Source organism: Nocardioides currus (genome assembly GCF_003057875.1).
Taxonomy (GTDB): domain Bacteria; phylum Actinomycetota; class Actinomycetes; order Propionibacteriales; family Nocardioidaceae; genus Nocardioides; species Nocardioides currus.
The window spans coordinates 110,661-129,644 of sequence record NZ_PYXZ01000010.1 but is presented as its reverse complement, the minus strand read 5'-3'; the positions used below and the strand labels follow the sequence as shown (position 1 = coordinate 129,644).

The following is an 18,984-nucleotide window of genomic DNA, read 5'->3' as shown; positions in this document are numbered from 1 at the left end:
GCGATCACGAACACCGAAGAAGTTCCGAAATCCGAACCATCAACACCCGCTCCACCCCCACTGAGCCCAGCCGAACCCAGAACGACGCCCAGCCCGTCCCCCGACCCCTCAGCGTCCCCCCCTCGTTCTCGCGACCGACGAAGTGCCACACACCTCTTGCATTCTCGGTTCGCTGAATAGAATGAATAGCGCAGAGATCTGCCCCGAGTTGATCGCACCGGCACCCGGATCACCCCTAGGTGACTGTGACGATGAGCCTGCACAAGCTGACCGCGGGATCGGGGTACGACTACCTGACCCGCCAGGTCGCAGCGCTGGACGCCACGGACAAGGGCCACACCGGGCTGGCGAGCTACTACGCCGAGAAGGGAGAGACCCCCGGAGTGTGGGTCGGCTCCGGGATGGAGGGACTCGAAGGGCTCGACGCCGGCGACATCGTCACCGCCGACCACATGCAGAGCCTGTTCGGCTCCGGTCATCACCCGCTGGCCACCCAGCGGACCAAGGACCTGGACCTGCGCATCGGCCGCCCGACCAGCGATGGCGGCGTCGACCGGCCGACCGACGCCGACTACAAGACGGCCCGCCAGCTCGGCACGCCGTACAAGGTCTACGAGAACGACATCAGCCCGTTCCGGGTCGAGGTCGCCAAGCGGATCGCCGCACTCAACGAGGCCGCCGGGCTGCCCGGTGACTGGCCGGTCCCGGCGGCCGACCGCGCCAAGGTCCGCACCGAGGTAGCCACCGAGTTCTTCCGCGCCGAGCACGGCCGAGACCCCGGCCAGGGCTCCGAGGGAGCCCGCGAGCTCGCCGCCACGATCGCCAAGCACTCCCGCCCCAAGACCAACGCCGTGGCCGGCTACGACCTGACCTTCTCCCCGGTCAAGAGCGTCTCGGTGCTGTGGGCGATCGCCGACCCGAAGACCGCCGCGGTCATCGAACGGGCCCACCAAGCAGCCATCAAGGACGCCTTGGGCTTCATCGAGTCCAAGGCGCTGTTCACCCGCCGCGGCACCAACGGCGTCCGCCAGGTCGACGTCCGCGGCCTGGTCGCCACCGCGTTCACCCACCGCGACTCCCGTGCCGGCGACCCCGACCTGCACACCCACGTCGCCGTGGCGAACAAGGTCCAGACCCTCGACGGCACCTGGTTGGCCATCGACGGCCGGCCGTTGCACAAGGCGGTCGTCTCGGCCTCAGAGACCTACAACACCGCACTCGAGCGACACCTGGTCGACGCCCTCGGCGTGCGGTTCGAGGAGCGCCCGAACGAAGATGCCCGCAAGCGGCCGGTGCGCGAGATCGTCGGCGTCGACCCCGACCTGAACCACCGCTTCTCCAAGCGGCGCATCAACGTCGAGGACCGCCGCAAGGTCCTCGCGGCCGCGTTCCAGGCCACCCACGGGCGGCCGCCCACGCCGGTGGAGACCATCCAGCTGTCCCAGCAGGCGACGCTGGAGACCCGCGAGGCCAAGCACGAGCCGCGCTCGCTGGCCGAGCAGCGCGAGGCCTGGAACCGCGAGGCGATCGAGGTGCTGGGCACCCCGCAGCGGGTCAAGCAGATGGTCCACGGAGCGCTGAACTCCAAGGGCGCGGCCCGCTCGCTGGCCGACTCCGCGTGGTTCGCCAAGACCACCGACCGGATCGTGTCGACGATGGAAGGCAGCCGGAGCACCTGGCAGTTCTGGCACGTCTACGCCGAGGCGCAGCGGCAGGTCCGTGCAGCCAACGTCCCCACCAACCAGGTCGCCCAGGTGGTCGACCTGCTCGTGGGCGAGGTCCTCGACGGCCGCTCGGTGAGCATGGCCCGGCCCTGGGACACCATCAGCGAGCCGGTCGAGTTGCGCCGCGCCGACGGCGCCTCGGTCTACACCCAGGCCGGGTCCGACATGTTCACCTCGAACAGTGTGCTGGCCGCCGAGCAGCGCCTGGTCGATGCCGCCGGCCGCCACGACGGGTACGCCGTCGAGACGTCGTCGGTCGACCTCGCGCTACTGGAGTCGACCGCCAACGGCATCACCCTCAACGCCGGACAGGCCACGCTCGTGCGGGAGATGGCCACCTCCGGCGCGAGGCTCCAGCTCGCGATCGCACCGGCCGGATCGGGCAAGACCACCGCCATGCGAGCGCTGGCCAGCGCCTGGGCCGACGGCGGCGGCACCATCATCGGGCTCGCTCCCTCGGCCGCGGCCGCTGACGCTCTGCGCTCCCAGATCGACACCCAGACCGACACCCTGGCCAAACTGACCCACTCCCTCGAACAGGACCGAGCGGCCCGTGAGTCCGGCGACAGCAACTACTCGGGGATGCCCGCCTGGGTCGCCGGCATCGACTCCTCCACCCTCGTGGTCATCGACGAGGCCGGCATGGCCGACACCCTCTCCCTGGCCGCAGCGGTGTCCTACATCCTCGAGCGGGGCGGCAGCGTCCGGCTGATCGGCGACGACCAGCAGCTCTCCGCGATCGGCGCCGGCGGCGTGCTGCGCGACATCCAGGCCACCCACGGAGCACTGCAGCTGACCGAGCTCGTCCGGTTCAAGGACCCCGCCGAGGGCGCCGCCTCCCTCGCACTTCGCGAGGGCAAAACCGAGGCCCTGGGGTTCTACCTCGACCGCGGCCGCGTCCACGTCGGGGACCTGGCCACCATGACCGAGGACGTGTTCGCTGCCTGGCAGGCGGACCGCGCCAAGGGCCTGGACTCGATCATGTTGGCCCCGACCCGTGACCTGGTCAGCGAGCTGAACCAGCAGGCCCGCGCTCACCGTCTCGACGGTGTCCACCCGGCCACCTTGGGCCGTGTTCGCCGTCTCGCCGATGGCAACGAGGCCTCGGTCGGGGAACTGATCATCACCCGCGAGAACGACCGTCGGTTGCGTACCTCGGCCACCGACTGGGTCAAGAACGGCGACCGGTGGAGCGTCCTGGAGGTCCACGACAGCGGCGACCTGACCGTGCAGCACACGCGCCACGGCCGCACCGTGCGGCTGCCGGCCGACTACGTCGCCAAGGCCACCGAGCTCGGCTACGCGTGCACCCTCCACACCGCGCAGGGCGTCACCGCCGACAGCATGCACGGGCTGGCCACCGGCTCCGAGTCGCGCCAGCAGCTCTACACGATGATGACTCGCGGCGCGCACGCCAACCACGTCTACCTCGAGGTCGTCGGCGACGGCGATCCGCACTCGGTGATCCACCCGACGCTGGTCCGGCCACTCACCTCGACCGACATTCTCGAGGCGATGCTGGCGTGCGATGCTGCGCCGCGGTCGGCAACCAGCCTGGTTCGTGAGCAGGCCGATCCCGCCACTCGGCTCGGGGAGGCGACTCAGCGCTACATCGACAGCCTCTACGTCGCGGCCGAGGACCTGCTCCGGCACGACACCTTCCCCGGCGCGCCCACCAGCCCCGACGGGACCGCCAACGGCACGGGGGTCGGCCCGGTCAACATGGTCGACGCGCTGGACAGCGCGGTCGAAACCCTCGTGCCCGGGCTCTCCGACGAGGCCGCCTGGCCCACCCTTCGCGCCCACCTTCTCCTCCTCGGGGCCGCCGGCGAGAACCCCGTCGCCGCCCTCCAGGCAGCCGCTGGCGAGCGGGAGCTCAGCACAGCCCGCGACCGCGCGGCCGTCTTGGACTGGCGACTCGACGCCTCCGGATTGCGCAACGCCGGCGCTGGGCCACTGCCCTGGATGCCCGGCATCCCGGCCCGCTTGGCCAATGATCCGCACTGGGGCGCCTACCTCGCCCAGCGCTCGCACCTGGTCGAGGAGATCGCCAGACAGGTCCGTACCCGTGCCACCGCGCAAGCCGAACAGGGCGGCCTGCCGGCGTGGGCGCAGAACGGCATCCGCCCCGAGGCCGCGACGGTGGCCAACGTCGAAGTCTGGCGTGCGGCCATGCAGGTCCCCGTCGATGACCGGCGCCCGACCGGTGCACCGCAGATGCAGAAGGCCTCCGCGACCTGGCAGCGGCGACTCAACAAGGCCGTTACCGGCGACCACACGCCGGCGCTCAAGGAATGGCGCCAGCTGCTCTACTCGCTGGCCCCACAGGTGAAGGACGACGAGTTCACCCCGCTTCTGGCCGAGCGGCTGGCCGCGATGTCGCGCGCGGGTGTCACCGCCCACGAGCTGCTGCGCACCGCGACCGCGGCCGACCACCCGGCCGGACCGCTGCCCGACGATCACGCCGCGGCCGCGATCTGGTGGCGCATGGCCCGCCAGCTCACGCCGGCGGTCGCAGCCCAGGTCGGTGACGGCTCCCACGGCGAAGCCGTCACCACCGAATGGACCCCGCGGCTCGTCGAGCTGTTCGGACCCGAGCGGGCAGCGAGCATCCAGGCCAGCGCCTGGTGGCCGGCGCTGGTCTCCAACGTGGACCACGGCGTGCAGCGCGGCTGGCAGGTCGACGTCCTTCTGGGCGCCGGCCGCGCCCCGCTTGGCACCTCGAACGACGGCTGGGACGACAGCTTCGATGGGATCGACGAGTGCCAGGCGCTGGTCTGGCGAACCTCCATCGCCTTGGAGACCGCGCCCGATGAGCACGCCCACGAGGTCCACTTCGACGAGCCGCCGGCCGACCTGTGGGACGGCGTGCAGCCCGACCCGGAGACGCTGGTCGACCACACCCTCGACCACCCCCTCGACGCCGCCAGCGACGCCGACTGGGGCGACTGGCCGCTTCCGGAGGACCCCGGACCGGACCCCGACTACGGCCCGCTACCTGACAGTGGGGCGTTCGATCACCTGGTCGACGAGCACCTGGTCGACCAGCTCGAGGCCCACCGGGCCGATGGTGTCGACGCAGCCGATGACCTCGGCGAGGACATCGACCATGACGACTTTGTCGAGAGCGACCTGACGCTGGCGTCCTACATCCGCGACCTCGGCGGAACGCCGCTGGAGCCCACCGACGCCGACATCCGGCTCATGTACCAGCGGGCCGAGGAGTGGCACGAGTCGCCCGTCACGCGGGAACGGATGCTCGAGATCAACGACCTGTCCCAGGCGTTCTTCGAGGCCAAGTTCGCCGACTCGTGGGGCCGCGACTACCTCACCGGCCGGTTCGGGCTCGACCTCGCGGGCGATCAGCGGTTCCGCCCTGGGCAAGCGCCCGCGGGGTGGACCAACCTGGTCGACCACCTTCGCCGCCAGGGCGTCAGTGACACCGAGATGGTCGCGACCGGTGTGGCCAGTGTCGCCAGCACTGGCAGGCTCATCGACCGGTTCCGCGACCGAGTCATGTTCCCGGTCATCGACCAGGGCGACGTGCTCGGCTTCGTCGGCCGCCGCCGGCCCGACCTCACCGACGCCGACAAGGGCGGTCCCAAGTACCTCAACACCGCCGACACCCCGCTCTTCCACAAGGGCGGCCAGCTGTTCGGCGTGGTCGACGAGCTCCTCGACGAGGGCGCGGTCCCAGTGATCGTCGAGGGCCCGATGGACGCCGTGGCAGTCACCCTCGCCAGCCACGGCCTCTACCTCGGCGTGGCACCGCTCGGCACGTCGCTGACCGACGAGCAGGCCGCCCAGCTGGCCGTGATCGGACGCGACCCGATCGTGGCCACCGACGCCGACCTGGCCGGCCAGGTCGCCGCCGAGCGTGACTTCTGGCTGCTCACCCCGCACGGCCTCGACCCCGGCTATGCGCGGTTCCCCGACGGCCTCGACCCCGCCGACCTGCTCGCGCAGCGCGGGCCTGCAGCGCTCACCGCAGCGATCGCGAGCGGACAGCCGGCCTTCCGGTCACTCGGCGACCAGCTGCTCACCGAACGACTCGACAACCTCTCCCCCGAGGCCGCCCGACTTGCCGCCATGCGAGTCATCTCGGCGCGGCCGAGTCGCGCCTGGACACCGGGCGTCACCCAGGTCCGCGCTCGTCTGCAGCTCTCCCAGATGCGGGCCCGCCGCGACCTCCGCGACGCCGTCAAGAGCTGGGACGCCGACCCCCGTAAGGCGGCGCTGGCCGAGCTGCACAAGAGCAGCGATGTCCGCGCCCGGCTCTCGGCCGCGGCCGAGAAGACACCCGTGGAGCGGTGGGCTCCGTTGGCTCGCGAGCTCGACCCGCGGCTGCTCGAGCAGGGGGACTGGCCTGCCACCGCGGCCATTCTGCAGGACGCACACGGCCAGGGTCAGGACGTCGGCGCGGCCAGCCGGGCGATCGTGGCCGAGCGGCCTCTGGGCGAGAGTCCCGCCCGCGACCTTCGCTACCGCATCGTGTCTCGTCTTGACCTCCCGATCGACACTGGCGAGACCGGTCCCTCTGCCGGTCCCACGGCGGCGGGTCGCGCGCAGGGGGCATCCCGAGACCGGACCGACACCAACCGTCCCCGTCCCGGCCGGCGGGGCACGCCGCGGCGCTGACGCAGCACGGCCGCCGGCCCCGCAGACGCTAGCCTTGGGCGGCCCCGACCCTCGGCCGATCAAGGTTCCATGTCTCCTCCCAAGCGACCACGTCGCGCGACGCGCGCCCAGGTCCGGGCGTTCCTTGCGGCCGCTGGCTACGGGGGCACGCCGCCGGACGAACTGGTCGACTAGTACGTCGACCTGGTCGGCGCCGCCGGTCGACCAGGTCTTCCCCGGCACCGTCTCGCGGTCCACCTGACCGCACAGTCGCTGGGCTGGACGGCGCCACTGGTGGATGCATTGGAGGAAGCGTGGCGCGAGGAGCAGCAGGTGCGCGCCCGGGCCGCCGCACAGGCCCGGGACGCGGCCGAGCAGGATGCCGCCCGCGCCACCGCGTTCATCAGGGACATCTGGGCGCGCACCGGCACCGGCCCGACCTGGACCGAGTTGGGCGAGGCGATGGCGTGGCCGCCCCAGCTACGCGCTCGAGTCATCCGGCTGCTGGCGCGCGATGGGGTCCTGTTGTACAGCTCAGCGCCCCGGTCGCTGGCCGTCGTCGACGGGAGCGACGACGAATAGTCGTCTGACGCCGACCTGGCGGCTACTCGCTGGGCTGGTCGACCAGGTGTCGCCTCATCGCCTCGAGCCGCACCGCGTGCGCCGGGTGGGTGGCGAACCAGCGTTGCTCGAAGCGCGCCCGCAACCCACCGAGCCGACCACGGGGAGCCGGGCGGGCCAGGTGCTCCTCGTAGAAGCCCATCAGCTCGGCCGCCGCAGCCAGGTCGCGGGTCAGAGTGATCGAGAACCGGTCGGCGGCGATCTCCTCGCGCCGGTCGAAGGCGACCTGGAGGGCGAGGAACGCGACCGCGGCGAGCATCGTGGCCAACGCCGCAGGCCCGGCAAGGCGTGGCGCGGCAGCGAGCGCGGCGACGCTGAGGACAAGGCCGATCAGCATGAGCAGCAGGTAGCCGAGCAGCCACACGTAGCGCGCTGCTGCTGATCCGCGGGCGCGACCGATGACGTGGGCGAGCTCGTGGGCCGCGAGGCTCCGTAGTGCTGCTGGGGTCAGGTCTGCGAGCGCCGCCTGGGCGAACACCACGGTGGGCGGCTGCCCGGGGCGGAACCGGGTCACCGCCAACCCGCCGTCACCGACGATCACCTCGCCCGTGCCCCGCGAGGCTCCGAGGAGGGCGACGACCTGGGTCCGAGGTGGATCGACGTTGGCGAGCTGTGCGACGGTTCGCATCGCTGCAGCCGCGTGCTGCTGCAGGGCTGGATCGACGGCGTCCGGTCGACGTCGCGCTCGTCGACCCGTAGACCAGGTGAGCGCGGCCCGGGCCGCGCTCACCATGACTAGCACGCCGCCGCCGACGTAGGCGAGAACGACCAGCGCGAGGACCGTGTAGCGAACCGTGTCATCCATGGCTGGAAGTCGTGATCGGCCCTGCGCCGGCATCGCTCAGAATCGCTCTCACACAACCAGCCTGCCTCTCGGGCGCGCACACGGGCAGTTTGCGGTCGTCCAGCGGCGCTCTGAGGCTGTTTCGGACGCGATTCCCCGACTGCGGAGCGGTCATCGCGCCTGTGCCGGTGCGAGGCCGCCGCCTGCAGGGTCGTAGCCGGCGGACCTCGCCTGCGTCGATGGGATCTCGCGGTCCTCGCCGCGGCGGCCGCGGCTGGCTGTCGCAGGCTCCTCGAGGCCAGCACCGGCTTCGTCAGCTGGCGCTGCTCGTCGGCGGCAGGGACGCCGTAGCGGTGCTCGACCATTGCCTCGATCTGGGTCACCGCGTTCCAGACGTACTCGCCGGATCCGTGGGAGTAGCAGGCATTGACGTGCTCGCGGGCGCGGCCGAGCTCCTTCTTGCTGGAGCTCGGGTGCTCCCCGAGGGCCTTGAGTGCGCGCTTGGCTCGCCCGATGGCCTCCGAACGCTCCTTGAGCGTGATCGTCTGGTGGGTCGGCGCCTCGCCTGTCACTCTCTCGGTCCCTTCTCGGTGCGGGTGCGGGGCTGGGCGCCGAGCGAGTCTTCCTTGATCTCGCCGGTCTCCAGGTCAACCTCGGCGAGCCGCGGCCGGGCGGGTTCGGGTTGCTCGTGCGCGCGGCGGCCGTGGGTCAGGGTGTCGACGTCGTGGGCGAAGGCGTTCTCCCGGCGCTCGGCGCTGGCCTCGCCGAGGTGCTCGTTGTGCCGGGGCTTGCCGGGCCAGGTCTTGTGCTCGTCGTCGCAGTGGGCGCGGAGCCGGTTGCGCATGCGGTCGGTGAACGCGGGAAGGCAGTAGCGGTGCCATTCCTCGAGCGCGTCGCTGGTCATAGCCAATCCGGCTCGCCGGCGTTGGTCGGCCAGGACTGCGGTCTCGTGGACCAGGTGGGGGTGCAGCGGCCAGCAGTTGGGGATGAGGCCGGAGACGTCCCAGGTGTACTCCCGGTTGAGCCAGGTCACGACGTCCTCGAGCCATTCCCACAGTTGGTGCCGCAGCTCGGGGTCGAGGCAGCTGGCCGGCTCCCACGGCCGGGGCAGGAGGGCATGGTTTCCCAGGGCTTTTTTCTGCTCCTCGGTGCCGTTGATGGCGATGTGGAGCTCGCGGTAGGCCAGCCGGACGTGCTCCCCCGGGACGGGGAACGCGTAGACCATGGGTGTGGGGGCGGCCCTGCGGGCCTGCTCGGTCGTCACTTCTTACTCCTCGCTGACGGGATAGTTCGCGTCCCGGTCGGTGTCGTCGTCGATCAAGCCCTTCTGGCGCGCCGCGACGATGGCGGCCGCCGCCCGGGCCTCGGGGGTGATGACCATGCGCCGGTCGGTGGTGAGCCGCGCCCGCAGAGCGCGCTGGTCGGCCAGGAGCCGCTCGCCGGCCTTTCCCTCGACGCAGCGGTGGAGCTTGGCGATGATCGGTTTGCCGTTCTCGGCGATCACCAGGGCTCGCCGCTCGGGCAACTGACGGACCTCCTCGGGCCGCATGATCGGGATGTCGTCGCCGGAGAAGCTGCGGCCGCCACCGTTGAACCCTCCGCTGGAGTGGGTGACGCGGCCGATGCGTACGGTGCCGAGCAGATCGGAGATCTCCTGGTTGAAAGCGACGTCCTTGGATCCGCCGAACATCACCAGGGTGTTGGTGAGGCCGAGCAGGGCGCGGGCCTCGTGTTCGCCGAAGATGCTGGTCAGCTGGGGGCGGGTCTGGGCGGCCCAGATGAACGACAGGCCCAGTGCGCGCTCGTTGGCCATCCGGGTCCGCAGAGTCGGCAGCGGTGCCGTCGACGGCAGCTCGTCTAGCACCGAGACCAGCGGCGGGCACAGCCGGCCGCCCCAGGGGGAGTTGTTGGCCAGGACTAGGCCGGTGTCCAGCACGTGCTCGGCGACCGCGGTCATGAGCGGGCTGGCCGAGGCGTAGGGATCTTCGCGGCCGAGCATGTAGATGGTGCCGCGGCGACGGATCACGTCGGCTAGGTCGGTCGCTGGCTTTCCGTGGCTCGGTACGCAGCGGCGGCGGATGTCGGCCTGGAAGAACAGGCTGACGGCCTGCTGCACGGTGGTGATGGTGTTGCCGGCGGTGCGGTCGTCCCCGTTGAGCGCACCGTGCAGCAGGCCGTGCCAGAACGGCTCGGCGTGCGGGTGGCGCCGGAGGATCTCCATCGGCTGGGTGGCTGCCGTTGGGTTGGCGACCCACTGCAGGATGTCCTCGAGGGTCTTGCCGGTCAGCGCCGCTGCGTGGAAGTAGCCCTGCAGCACCTTGGCCGACTCGGCGGCGTAGAACCGGGCCGCCTCGTCTCCGGTGCCGCCGTTGATCGCGCCCTTGACTGTGCCCGCGGTGAAGGCCTTGGCTCGCCGCTCGGCCACCTTGGGGTCCACGCAGCCAGCGACCGGGTCCCAGATCAGCTCGTCGACGACGCCCTCGGCCAGCCCGAAGGGGTCGAGCACGACGCACGGCCGGTCATCGCGAGAGCGTTCGGTGAGGCTGAGCAGCAGGTCCTCGACCTTCGTCAGCGTCACCAGGGCAGCCCCCGGGGCACCCAGCAACGCCGGGGTGAGCAGGTCGAGCGTCTTGCCGGAGCCCTGGGGGCCGATCACGCCGGCGGTTCGGTCCCACGGCACCCACAGCTCGCCGCCACGCGGCTCGTGCGCGTCGCCGATCCGCCAGCCGACATCCCACGGGTCGAACCTCAGCTTCATCGCGTCGCCTCGGGGATCGTGTCGCCGCACGGCGCGAGGCAGCGGCGGCAGATGACCTCGCGACCGTGGCGCTCCTCGCCACGGCGGCCGAGGGCTGGGAACGTGAGGTCAGAGAGCAGGTCGCGGCCCTCGCCGACGAGTTCCACCGGTCCGGCGGACACGTAGTAGTGGGTTTCGACAAGGACTGGGCGGTGTCCGCGATAGCGGCAGATCACGCCACCGACCCGGCTCTGGATCTGGGATCGGAGGGTCGGTCTGCCAGGGATTCGTCGCTCGTAGGTTCCGTCGTTCATCGGTCCTCCTTCGTTCGGCGGCCGTCGAGTAGCCACGGGCTGAGCCCGTGGCCGAGCTGCGGCCCGGGTTGCTCGGTGGTGTCGCCTGCGGTGCGCTGCAGCGGCCCGGCTGCGGTCGCGGCGTGCTTGCCGTAGAGGTCGGGGCGGACGATGCCGGCGACCTTGCGGAGGCGGGTGACGCCGAGGAGCTTCTCGGCCTCAGCAGGCGTCGCCATGCCGCGCATGCGCCCGGGACCCCAGCGTTGGTAGGCCCACACGCCGACCCAGATGGTGGCGGTCAGCACCGAGAGCTCGGTGATCGCGAGGCTCGTCCAGACCAGACCGCGGCCGGCCAGGCCGTCCGGGGTCGGGGTCGGCAGCCCAGCGTCGGCGTGGCCGCCCAGGACCCCGGGGAGGCTGGTCCAGAACGCGGTGCCGATCGGGGATGGGAAGGTGCCGGCGTTGGGGTCGGGCCAAGTCCATCCTGCGCCGGCGAGCAGGTTCGCGACTGATCGGCCGAGCTGGATGCCGAGGACGACCACCAGCAGGGTCGCCACTGTGATCGCCAGCGGGATCTCCCAGGTCCAGGGGTAGGGATCTCGTCGTCGTTCTCGTTGCATCGCTGCCACCTCCGGGTGTGCTCGGCTCTCGCGGGTGTCGTGGGTCCGCTAGCCACCTATGTCGGTGGAGGTGGCCGGTGCGATCACCGGCGAGGAGTCAAATGGCCCGATTCGGTGGTGAGGCGTTCTCGGCGAGCCACGTGGACGGGTCGACGTTGTCGGGCCCGTAGATCGAGCCGCCCTTCAGATGGACCTCGAAGTGCAGGTGGCAGCCGCTGACGTTGCCCTCCTTGCCCGCCAGGCCGATCTGTTGGCCGGGCTGGACGGTCTCGCCGCGGCTGACGGTGACCTTCTCCATGTGGGCGTACCAGGTCGTGAGGGCTCCCGGGCCGCTGCTGACCTTGACCAGCTGCGGGCCGGCCCAGCGCCGCTGGGTGGTGTCGATTTCGATGGTGCCGGCGTGAGCGGCGTACACGGGCGTTCCACAGGGCACCGAGAAGTCAGTCCCCGTGTGCCAGCTGCTCCAGTAGGCGCCGGACTCGTGCCAGTTGTGCCTGTCGGTTCCGACGTACTGGGCGGGGACCGGGTAGACCACCTCGTCGCAGGCCGCGTCGTCGAGGCCGACGGGCTGGACCACATCACTTACGGCTCCGGGCTTGACGTTGATGTGGACGTGGTCCTTGTGGTTCTCAGTGTCGCCGCCGCGGTCCTCCATCGGCCGCCAGCCTTCGGAGGCCCGGGCGACGGACCAGATCCGCTGCCACCAGATGATGTAGTCGATACCGAGCTCGCGTGCGTGGGCCTGGGCGTAGGCCGCGAGCCGGTCGCCTTGGGTCTTGCTCGTGGTCATGAAGTCAGCGGCGAGCCCTGCGGGATGGCCGTTCGGGTCGGTGGCGCTGGCGCGATAGCCGCCGACGGTCTTGATGTCGAACATGGGGGCGAGGACGTTGACGAGCTGCACCAGCTGCGGCTTGACGTTCCCGAGGTGGTAGTCGCCGGCGGCGGCGGTGTTGACCGCGCAGCCGGAGCTCGAGCCGGCGGTGGTGGCGATCACGAGGGGGTGGTCGGCGATCTTGTTGGCCGTGGTGCTGTTGTCGACGCGAGCGTTGGACCAGCTGAGGTTGGCGCCGTAGATGTGGTCGATCGGGGCGTCGGCCTTGGGCGGCTTGCAGGGTTCGGACGATCCGCCGAAGGCGTTGGTCATGGTCGGGGTGAGGACGCAGTGCGAGGCGTTGTTGCCGTCCTTGCCATCGTTGAAGTCGCCGAGGATGACCACCGGGACGCCGGCAGCAGCGAGGTCGGTGAGGGTGGTCAGCTGGCGGCGCAGTGCTTCGGTGCGGTGCCCGGCCGCCTTGCCGTTGGTGTTGGCGGGGTTGTGGATGCTCCATACCCAGATGACTTGTCCGGCGTTGGGGCCGTCGGGGGCGCCGGTCAGTTGGACCAGCGGCATCCCGACGTTCTTCCCGCCGAAGTAGGGGATCTCGATGAGGCGGGCGTCGGTCTGCTCCCACTCGTTGCGGTCCCAGATCACCTTGTTCTGGGTCTTGCCGGTGGCTGGGTACATGCCCCATTGGGCGGAGTAGCGCTCAGCCAGGGCCTTGGCCTGAGGACTGTGGACCTCCTGGAGTCCGGCGATGCTGGCGCCGGCGCTCTCGATGGCGTTGAGCGCGCCGGGCAGGCGCTTGTCCCAGGTCTCGTAGCCGGCCTTCTCGTTTCCGCCACCGGTCTGTCCGTCGGTGTGTCCGGCGCCGAGGATGTTGAGGGTGCCGATGGTGATCGGGTTGACGGTGTCGGACTCGCAGTTGCGGGCGTTGGTCGCGGAACCGTCAGTGCCGTCGCCGGTGTCGGGCAGGTCGGGCAGGTCGCCGCCGAGGAGGTCGGTGATGTCGTCGGCGACGTCGGCCCACTGGGCGTAGGCGTAGGGGTAGCCGGAGCGTTGGACGGCTTGGGCTGCGGCAGTGAGGGTGAGTTTGGTCCAGCCGGGGATGTCGAGGAGGCCGGGGTTGGAGGTGTGGTCGGCCTGGCCGAAGAACGCGCGCGCTGCCAGCACCGGGTTGGTGATCTGTGCCTGGCTCCCCCACCCCTGGGACGGGCGCTGTTGGAACAGGCCGAGGGAGTCGCGGTCGCCGCTGTTGAGGTTGACCAGCTTGGATTCCTGGATCGCGGTAGCGATCGCGATTTCCAGTCCGTAGCGCGGGACCTCGAGGTCGCGGGCGACCTGGGCGATGGTGATGGCGTTGCGGGCCTGCTCGGTGGTCAGCGTCGGGTAGTTCGACGCGAACCGAAGCCGCATCAAGGCGGCCATGACGTCTCCGGCCGGCGTGGTTCCCACGCGGCTCCTGGTGGTCGTGGCGTCGGTGGTCGAGGTTCTGGAGGTGGCCACCGCCGGCACAGCGGCGGGTGTGGCGCCAGATGCGTTGGCCGTGGTCGCGTCTTCGGGGCCGGCGCCGTTCATGGCGATGCGCGCAGCGATCCAATGCTCGGCGGGCGACCAGGTCCCCGCAGGCGAAGACGTCAGGATCCTGCAGCGCGCGGACGGTGAGATAGTCGGCAGTCCAGGGGCCGATGCCGGGCACCTCGAGCAGAGCACGTCGAGCCTTCTCACGGCCGAGGCCTGCGAGGGTGAAGCCGTCGGCCCACAACTCGGCAACCCGATGCAGGGTCCGCGACCGGGCACGGGTGAGCCCGATGACCGCCTGGAGCTCGTCCACGGAAAGGGCGGCGAGCTCGGCCGCCGACGGGAATCCCGACAGTCCGCTAGGCAAGAGCGGAGGCGATCCGGTGGCGGCCACGAGGCGACCCAGGAACGTGCTGGCGGCCGCCAGCGAGACCTGCTGACCGACGACTGTCGCCACCACCGCCTCGAACTCGCAGGGGTAGCCGACCAGCCGCACCGCCGGCGTCCGGGCCACGACGGGGCGGAGGGTCGTGTCAGCGCCCAGCTCGGCGTCGATTAGGGCGACGTCCGCGTCCAGGTCGAACCACCCGCCCAAGAGGGCGGCGATCCGCCGAGCAAATGGCTCGGCAGGTTGAGCGGCGGGCTGAGCGGCGGGCTGAGCGGCGCTCGACCAGCCGGCCACGAGCCCGGCGGTGGTGAAGGTCAGGTCGATGAGCACGTCGTAGCCGTCGATGTGAAGGCGGCGCAGATAGTGGCGGCGACGCAGGTCGACCAGGTCGAGGCCCGGGACCGCGTGCGCGGCCAGGGCATGGATGGTGAGATCGGGGTTGAACGGACCGTTCGCCTTCAACCTGAGCTGTGGGAGTCCTGTCGGCCGACTCGTTCCCGGAGTCATCGTCCGTCGGTGTCGACGGACGCCTGGCGCTGCTGCTTCCAGGCGCGGTACTTCTCGGGACAGCAGGTGCCGCAGGGACGGAAGCCGGCAGCGATCGCGGTCTGCTCGTCGGCGAAGAACACTCGGTGCTTCACGTAGCCGCCTCGCGCGATCGCGCGGCGCGACGCGGCGCAGTCCAGCCGGCCGTAGATCTTCGATCCGCGGTGTCCGCCCCACGTGCCGGGTGTCGCTGACGAGTAGGGCCGCCGCTGGGCGTCGAGCAGGGTGTACCGGTCGGCGGGACCGGACGCCTCGGTGCTCATGCCGCGACCAGCTGACTCGACGCGTCGGCAACGAGGGAGGCGGCCGCGAGGGCGTCGGGCGCGAGTCGGGCGCGCAGCAGGGTGCTGGACACCCCGCCGGTGTAGGAGAAGTAGACGACCCGGACGCCGAGCTGCGCGAACCGGGCGTCGTACTCCTTCCAGCTCTCGGTGCCCTTCCAGTCGTCGCCGACGAACGTGACGTCGAACCGCAGCTCGTCCCAGGCCGCAAGGCGGTCCATCGCGGTCTGCGGGACCACCTCGTCGACGACCCGCAGCGAGCGCAGCATCGCCGCGCGGTCGGCGTAGCCGATGATCGGGGTCTTGTGCTTGCGCTGTTCGCACAGCTCGTCGGTGGTGACGCCCACGACGAGCCGGTCGCATTGGGCGCGGGCCTGCTCGAGGAGGCGTACGTGGCCGACGTGGAGCAGGTCGAAGACGCCCGCGGTGTAGCCCACGACCTCGCCCTGATGATCGCCGGGCAGTCCGTCCCGGAGCTGGCCCGGGAGCTCGCGCGGGAGTCGGTCAGACACTGGGGATCACCCCGGCCTGCTGCAGGATCCACGCGCCGTTGTCGATCTCGAACCCGTCGAGCTCGAGGCGGCCGCCGAACCTCTCGGCGTAGATCCGGTCGCGAATCTCCTTGTTGCGCGCGTCGATGTCGTCCTGGGTCACGCCCGGGATGTAGCCGAAGGTCTGCAAGGTCAGCGCGGCGATGTCCTTCGGGATGCTGTTCACCTCGCTGTTGCCGGGCCAGTGCTCCTCGAGCCACTTCTCCCGCTCGGCCTTGTTGGCGTCCGCGAGGGACTTCATCGCAGTGCTCTGGTCACGCATGACTTCCCCGTCCTCACGTTCCGCGTCGTGCCGGTCAGGCCGCTACACCGGCGACGGACACCCGAGCGCTCAGGACCGGAGACGTAGCGGGCGAGTAGTTGAGGTCGTCCCAGTCGACCTGGCTCAGGTCCATCGGCGGAACGGGCCGGTTCCGCTCCTCGACGACCAGCAGCACGTTGCGCCGCGGCGAACCGCCCGCGTATCCGCCCAGGTCTCCGGTGCCTCGCAGGAGCCGGTGCGTCGGGATGAAGACCGACAGCGGGCATGCCTCCAGCGCAGCGCCCACCTGGTCGGGGGTGACGCCATCGCCGAGGTCGAACGCGACCTCGGCCCAGGTCCGGGTCTCCCCGTACGGGATCTCGACCGCGGCCTGCCAGACCGCCGCCTCGAACGCTGTGCCGTCCGCGACCATCTCGACGTCCAGGCTCAACCGGTAGCCAGCGAGATAGGCCTCCAGCTGGGCCACGATCGTCTCGAACCCGTCGTCGACCCGCTCGCCGAGCACGTCGGCCGGGAGCTCGCCGATCTGATCCGGGAAGAACACCCCGACCAACGTGTCGGCCTCTCGCACGACCGTGATGTCGAGCATGCGCGTGTGCACCACCGTGTGCACTCGCCCGGGAACAGACAGCTGCCCGGTTGTGTCCGTGAACGCGATCCCAGCACACATGGTCGTCTCCTGACGTTGGGTAGGTCCGGACGATGCATTACGACACGCGCCCGGTGTTCATCACCGGGAAGACGACACCACCGCCGATTCCGTGAGAGGCCGATGCAAGATGGCCCGAGATCGACCGCCGGCCGGCAAGGTTCGCCTCGAGCGGCCCGCCACTCTTCCCTGCATCTCGACACCAGGTCAAAGTCGGGGGACGGCGTTCCCAGGCGCCGACGCCTCACCCTGTCTGGGGCGAGCTCAGGCGCTTGGTTGGCTCAATGGTCGCTGCGAATACGACCCGGCGACAGCCTCTTGCCCGGGGCGTGGATGCGTCCCAGGGCTTGGTTCCATGGGCAGCGCACTCGAGGTCAGCAAGACCCGCGCGTCAAGTGTTCCTGACGCAGCAGTCGGTGTTTCGGTCAGCGGTCCGGGCCGCGGTCGCGGCCGCGGTCCGGCCCTGGGCGCGGTGGGGTGCGCTTCTCGATCTCGACGCTGCGACGGAGTCGATCGGCACCCTCCTCCGGGGCGGCCGTCGTCGGGGTGTCGAGGCCGACGAGGAGGCCTGCGGCGCGCTGCCGGGCGACGGGGTGGAGCTCGGTGTGCTCGAGGCGCTCGAGCGCGACCAGAGGGTCGACGAGGCCGGCGCGGGTCAGGGCTGTCACGAACCGGACGTCCTTCTCGCGGAAGGCAGCGAGCTTTGCCACGACCAGGTCGTGGGGGTCGAGAAAGGAGGCGACGGTGCCGGGGCCGTTCGCGCCGGGAGGAACCGACCAGGTGATGAGTCGATCTCGCCACCCGTCGGGAAGGGTCGCGGTCTCAACGTGGATTCCCTCTGCGTAGAAGCCGCGCAGCTGGTGGAAGTTGGAGTCCTCCCCGATCGCCCCGGTGACCATGTCGGCCTTGTGCCGGTCGTCGTCGTCGAGGAAGGCGACGTCGGCCTCCATGGAGACGGTCGCGGCCGGCGGCAAGGCGTCCTCGTCGTAGCTGCCCAGGATCGCCTGGGAACCCATCACGAGTGGTCGGTCGTCGGTGATCGCGCTGGCTGCCCGGAGGACCTCGGCCAGCTCGTCGCGGTTCACCGTGCAACCCCCGCGGCGCGACCAGCCGGGCCGCGGCCGTGGTCGTGGCGGCGTGCCCAGTCGACACGGAACGCGTTCAGCGCCTGGCTGCGCTGCTCAGCGGTGAGCACACCAGCGAAGGGGGAGTTCTGCCGCAGGTCCTCGGCCTTCTCGCCAGGGCCGGTGAGAGTGGACACGATCTCCTCGACGCCGGCATCGAGGATCTCCTCCCAGTGATCCAGAGCGGCCAGGATCCCCGGCCGGTGCGCGTGCACACCACGCCACCTGGCGATGTTGTCGCGGGCGATCGCAACGACCCTGTCAGGATCGCGGATGAGCTCGCCGACGACCGCGCGGTTCAACCACACCGACCGCTGCTTCTCGCGACGCCCCTCCCCCGCCTCGCCGGGCGGCAGCGTCTCCAGGTGAAGATCGGCCCCGAGACCGAGCAGCACACGCCGCAGGGTGTCGATGCTCGGCTGCGTCTCGCCGTTCTCGATCCGCGACAGCATCGACTGCGGGACGCCGCAAGTACGCGCAGCGGCACGCTGGCTCAGCCCCAGGCGCTCGCGCCGCGCCCGAACCAGCTCTCCCGCTGAGGTTCGCGTTCCACGCACAGACCCATGATACCTAATCAAGCATCACCCGGCCTCTCGTCGACCGGGCGACGAAACCTTCCGTGTCGCCCGATTCGCCAGCGCAGAGAGCCCGCCGAACTTACCTTGGTCGGCGTGATCGAGGTCCAAGACATCCGTGTCGATCCCGCCGCACGGCGGGCCTGGCGAGGTGGCGCCGTCATCGCGCTCTCCCCCAAGGAGTTCGACCTCGTTCACTACCTCATCGCTCGAGCCGGAACCACCGTCGCTCGCGACGAGCTGATGCGTGAGGTCTGGCACTCCACCTTCTGGTCGACCACCAAGACGATCGACGTCCACCTGGGCTGGGTACGCCGCAAGCTCGGCGACGACACACGCCGGCCGACCTTGATACGCACCATCCGCGGCCAAGGCCTGCGCTTCGAGATCGACCACCCGGCCACTGCCGATGCCCACTGGAGCACAGCCCCTGAGAAGAGGCTTCTTGTCGATCTTGCTGCGGACAGCACGGCGGCCGTGATCTACTCCCACTCAAGCCCCCCAGGTGACCCGAGACGCCTGGGGGGCTTACTTGCGTCTCGACGCCCAACACCCACCGTCAAATACTCTTGACGGTGGGTGTTGACCTCAAGACCCGCGCCGCTCAGACAACGCGGAACCGGTCCCGCCCTGCTCCGAGGGCGGGACCGGCCTTGGGCGTCCCTCAGCTCAGGTCACGCAAGGAGATGCTGGGCTTCTGCCACCCGTTCGGGAACCTCGCAGCGGGGTCGTTCCGCCACGCCAGGAGCTCGCGCACCCTGCCGGCGCCGGTGACCAAGTCGCTCTCGGTCCACAGCCCGGTCGGTGCCATGTCGAGCTCGAACGCTCCCAGCTCGCCGAGGTGGAGCATCAGCGATCCGACTCGGCTCGCTTC

16 protein-coding genes and 1 pseudogene are annotated in these 18,984 nt (G+C 70.6%); 3 read left to right on the top strand and 14 right to left on the bottom strand.

The window, feature by feature from the left end; genetic code table 11:
- Positions 1 to 251 precede the first annotated feature (251 nt).
- Together mobF and C7S10_RS19190 are read left to right on the top strand one after the other, a co-directional pair.
- Positions 252 to 6,362 (top strand): MobF family relaxase, encoded by a 6,111-nt coding sequence (gene mobF / locus C7S10_RS19195; RefSeq protein ID WP_108346122.1) that lies wholly within the window; start codon positions 252 to 254, stop codon positions 6,360 to 6,362.
- Between the two features lie 273 nt (positions 6,363 to 6,635).
- The gene (locus C7S10_RS19190) at positions 6,636 to 6,923 is read left to right on the top strand and encodes a hypothetical protein (protein ID WP_108346065.1); all 288 of its coding nucleotides are present in this window, start codon (positions 6,636 to 6,638) and stop codon (positions 6,921 to 6,923) included.
- 22 nt (positions 6,924 to 6,945) lie between these two features.
- Here C7S10_RS19190 and C7S10_RS19185 read toward each other — a convergent pair whose 3' ends face one another.
- From C7S10_RS19185 to C7S10_RS19125, 13 genes and pseudogenes are all read right to left on the bottom strand, one after another.
- The gene (locus tag C7S10_RS19185) at positions 6,946 to 7,590 is read right to left on the bottom strand and encodes a M48 family metalloprotease (protein ID WP_165807235.1); all 645 of its coding nucleotides are present in this window, start codon (positions 7,588 to 7,590) and stop codon (positions 6,946 to 6,948) included.
- 724 nt (positions 7,591 to 8,314) lie between these two features.
- Positions 8,315 to 9,010 (bottom strand): hypothetical protein, encoded by a 696-nt coding sequence (locus C7S10_RS19180; RefSeq protein ID WP_108346063.1) that lies wholly within the window; start codon positions 9,008 to 9,010, stop codon positions 8,315 to 8,317.
- Between the two features lie 3 nt (positions 9,011 to 9,013).
- Positions 9,014 to 10,504 (bottom strand): type IV secretory system conjugative DNA transfer family protein, encoded by a 1,491-nt coding sequence (locus tag C7S10_RS19175; RefSeq protein WP_165807234.1) that lies wholly within the window; start codon positions 10,502 to 10,504, stop codon positions 9,014 to 9,016.
- Positions 10,501 to 10,797 (bottom strand): hypothetical protein, encoded by a 297-nt coding sequence (locus tag C7S10_RS22055; RefSeq protein WP_133176565.1) that lies wholly within the window; start codon positions 10,795 to 10,797, stop codon positions 10,501 to 10,503. Before C7S10_RS22055 ends, C7S10_RS19175 begins: the two co-directional genes overlap by 4 nt.
- The gene (locus tag C7S10_RS19170; RefSeq protein ID WP_133176564.1) at positions 10,794 to 11,396 is read right to left on the bottom strand and encodes a hypothetical protein; all 603 of its coding nucleotides are present in this window, start codon (positions 11,394 to 11,396) and stop codon (positions 10,794 to 10,796) included. The genes C7S10_RS22055 and C7S10_RS19170 overlap by 4 nt, the downstream gene beginning before the upstream one ends.
- A gap of 97 nt (positions 11,397 to 11,493) precedes the next feature.
- The gene (locus tag C7S10_RS22900; RefSeq protein WP_243395478.1) at positions 11,494 to 13,668 is read right to left on the bottom strand and encodes a VldE C-terminal domain-containing protein; all 2,175 of its coding nucleotides are present in this window, start codon (positions 13,666 to 13,668) and stop codon (positions 11,494 to 11,496) included.
- Positions 13,669 to 13,834: 166 nt separating this feature from the next.
- Positions 13,835 to 14,629 (bottom strand): annotated as a pseudogene (locus tag C7S10_RS23195) (DNA-3-methyladenine glycosylase 2); the annotation flags it as partial.
- Positions 14,626 to 14,931 carry an Ada metal-binding domain-containing protein gene (locus tag C7S10_RS19150; protein WP_108346058.1) on the bottom strand — a complete coding sequence of 102 codons (306 nt, stop codon included), beginning with the start codon at positions 14,929 to 14,931 and terminating at the stop codon, positions 14,626 to 14,628. The pseudogene C7S10_RS23195 and the gene C7S10_RS19150, both read right to left, overlap by 4 nt.
- Positions 14,928 to 15,461: an FAD synthase family protein gene (locus C7S10_RS19145; RefSeq protein ID WP_207769476.1), complete on the bottom strand. Its 534-nt coding sequence runs from the start codon at positions 15,459 to 15,461 to the stop codon at positions 14,928 to 14,930. The genes C7S10_RS19150 and C7S10_RS19145 overlap by 4 nt, the downstream gene beginning before the upstream one ends.
- Positions 15,454 to 15,762, bottom strand: a complete 309-nt coding sequence (locus tag C7S10_RS19140; protein WP_133176561.1) for a hypothetical protein — start codon at positions 15,760 to 15,762, stop codon at positions 15,454 to 15,456. Before C7S10_RS19140 ends, C7S10_RS19145 begins: the two co-directional genes overlap by 8 nt.
- Before the next feature lie 34 nt (positions 15,763 to 15,796).
- Positions 15,797 to 16,351 carry a methylated-DNA--[protein]-cysteine S-methyltransferase gene (locus tag C7S10_RS19135; protein WP_165807232.1) on the bottom strand — a complete coding sequence of 185 codons (555 nt, stop codon included), beginning with the start codon at positions 16,349 to 16,351 and terminating at the stop codon, positions 15,797 to 15,799.
- Positions 16,352 to 16,836: 485 nt separating this feature from the next.
- Positions 16,837 to 17,496: a DUF6036 family nucleotidyltransferase gene (locus C7S10_RS19130; RefSeq protein ID WP_207769475.1), complete on the bottom strand. Its 660-nt coding sequence runs from the start codon at positions 17,494 to 17,496 to the stop codon at positions 16,837 to 16,839.
- Positions 17,493 to 18,092 carry a helix-turn-helix domain-containing protein gene (locus tag C7S10_RS19125; protein ID WP_165807231.1) on the bottom strand — a complete coding sequence of 200 codons (600 nt, stop codon included), beginning with the start codon at positions 18,090 to 18,092 and terminating at the stop codon, positions 17,493 to 17,495. Before C7S10_RS19125 ends, C7S10_RS19130 begins: the two co-directional genes overlap by 4 nt.
- Positions 18,093 to 18,206: 114 nt before the next feature.
- Between C7S10_RS19125 and C7S10_RS19120 the strand changes: the two genes are divergently transcribed.
- Positions 18,207 to 18,683 (top strand): winged helix-turn-helix domain-containing protein, encoded by a 477-nt coding sequence (locus C7S10_RS19120; protein ID WP_108346054.1) that lies wholly within the window; start codon positions 18,207 to 18,209, stop codon positions 18,681 to 18,683.
- A gap of 91 nt (positions 18,684 to 18,774) precedes the next feature.
- Here the strand turns inward: C7S10_RS19120 and C7S10_RS19115 are convergent, their stop codons facing one another.
- Positions 18,775 to 18,960: a hypothetical protein gene (locus tag C7S10_RS19115; RefSeq protein WP_108346053.1), complete on the bottom strand. Its 186-nt coding sequence runs from the start codon at positions 18,958 to 18,960 to the stop codon at positions 18,775 to 18,777.
- Positions 18,961 to 18,984: the final 24 nt, after the last annotated feature.

What these genes read in the sequence shown, in the direction of transcription:
- mobF (WP_108346122.1), top strand. Translation starts at nt 252, where the DNA reads ATGAGCCTGCACAAGCTGACCGCGGGATCGGGGTACGACTACCTGACC.
- C7S10_RS19150 (WP_108346058.1), bottom strand. Translation starts at nt 14,931, where the DNA reads ATGAGCACCGAGGCGTCCGGTCCCGCCGACCGGTACACCCTGCTCGAC.
- C7S10_RS19140 (WP_133176561.1), bottom strand. Translation starts at nt 15,762, where the DNA reads ATGCGTGACCAGAGCACTGCGATGAAGTCCCTCGCGGACGCCAACAAG.
- C7S10_RS19175 (WP_165807234.1), bottom strand. Translation starts at nt 10,504, where the DNA reads ATGAAGCTGAGGTTCGACCCGTGGGATGTCGGCTGGCGGATCGGCGAC.
- C7S10_RS19185 (WP_165807235.1), bottom strand. Translation starts at nt 7,590, where the DNA reads ATGCGAACCGTCGCACAGCTCGCCAACGTCGATCCACCTCGGACCCAG.
- C7S10_RS19115 (WP_108346053.1), bottom strand. Translation starts at nt 18,960, where the DNA reads ATGCTCCACCTCGGCGAGCTGGGAGCGTTCGAGCTCGACATGGCACCG.
- C7S10_RS19170 (WP_133176564.1), bottom strand. Translation starts at nt 11,396, where the DNA reads ATGCAACGAGAACGACGACGAGATCCCTACCCCTGGACCTGGGAGATC.
- C7S10_RS22055 (WP_133176565.1), bottom strand. Translation starts at nt 10,797, where the DNA reads ATGAACGACGGAACCTACGAGCGACGAATCCCTGGCAGACCGACCCTC.
- C7S10_RS19135 (WP_165807232.1), bottom strand. Translation starts at nt 16,351, where the DNA reads ATGCTCGACATCACGGTCGTGCGAGAGGCCGACACGTTGGTCGGGGTG.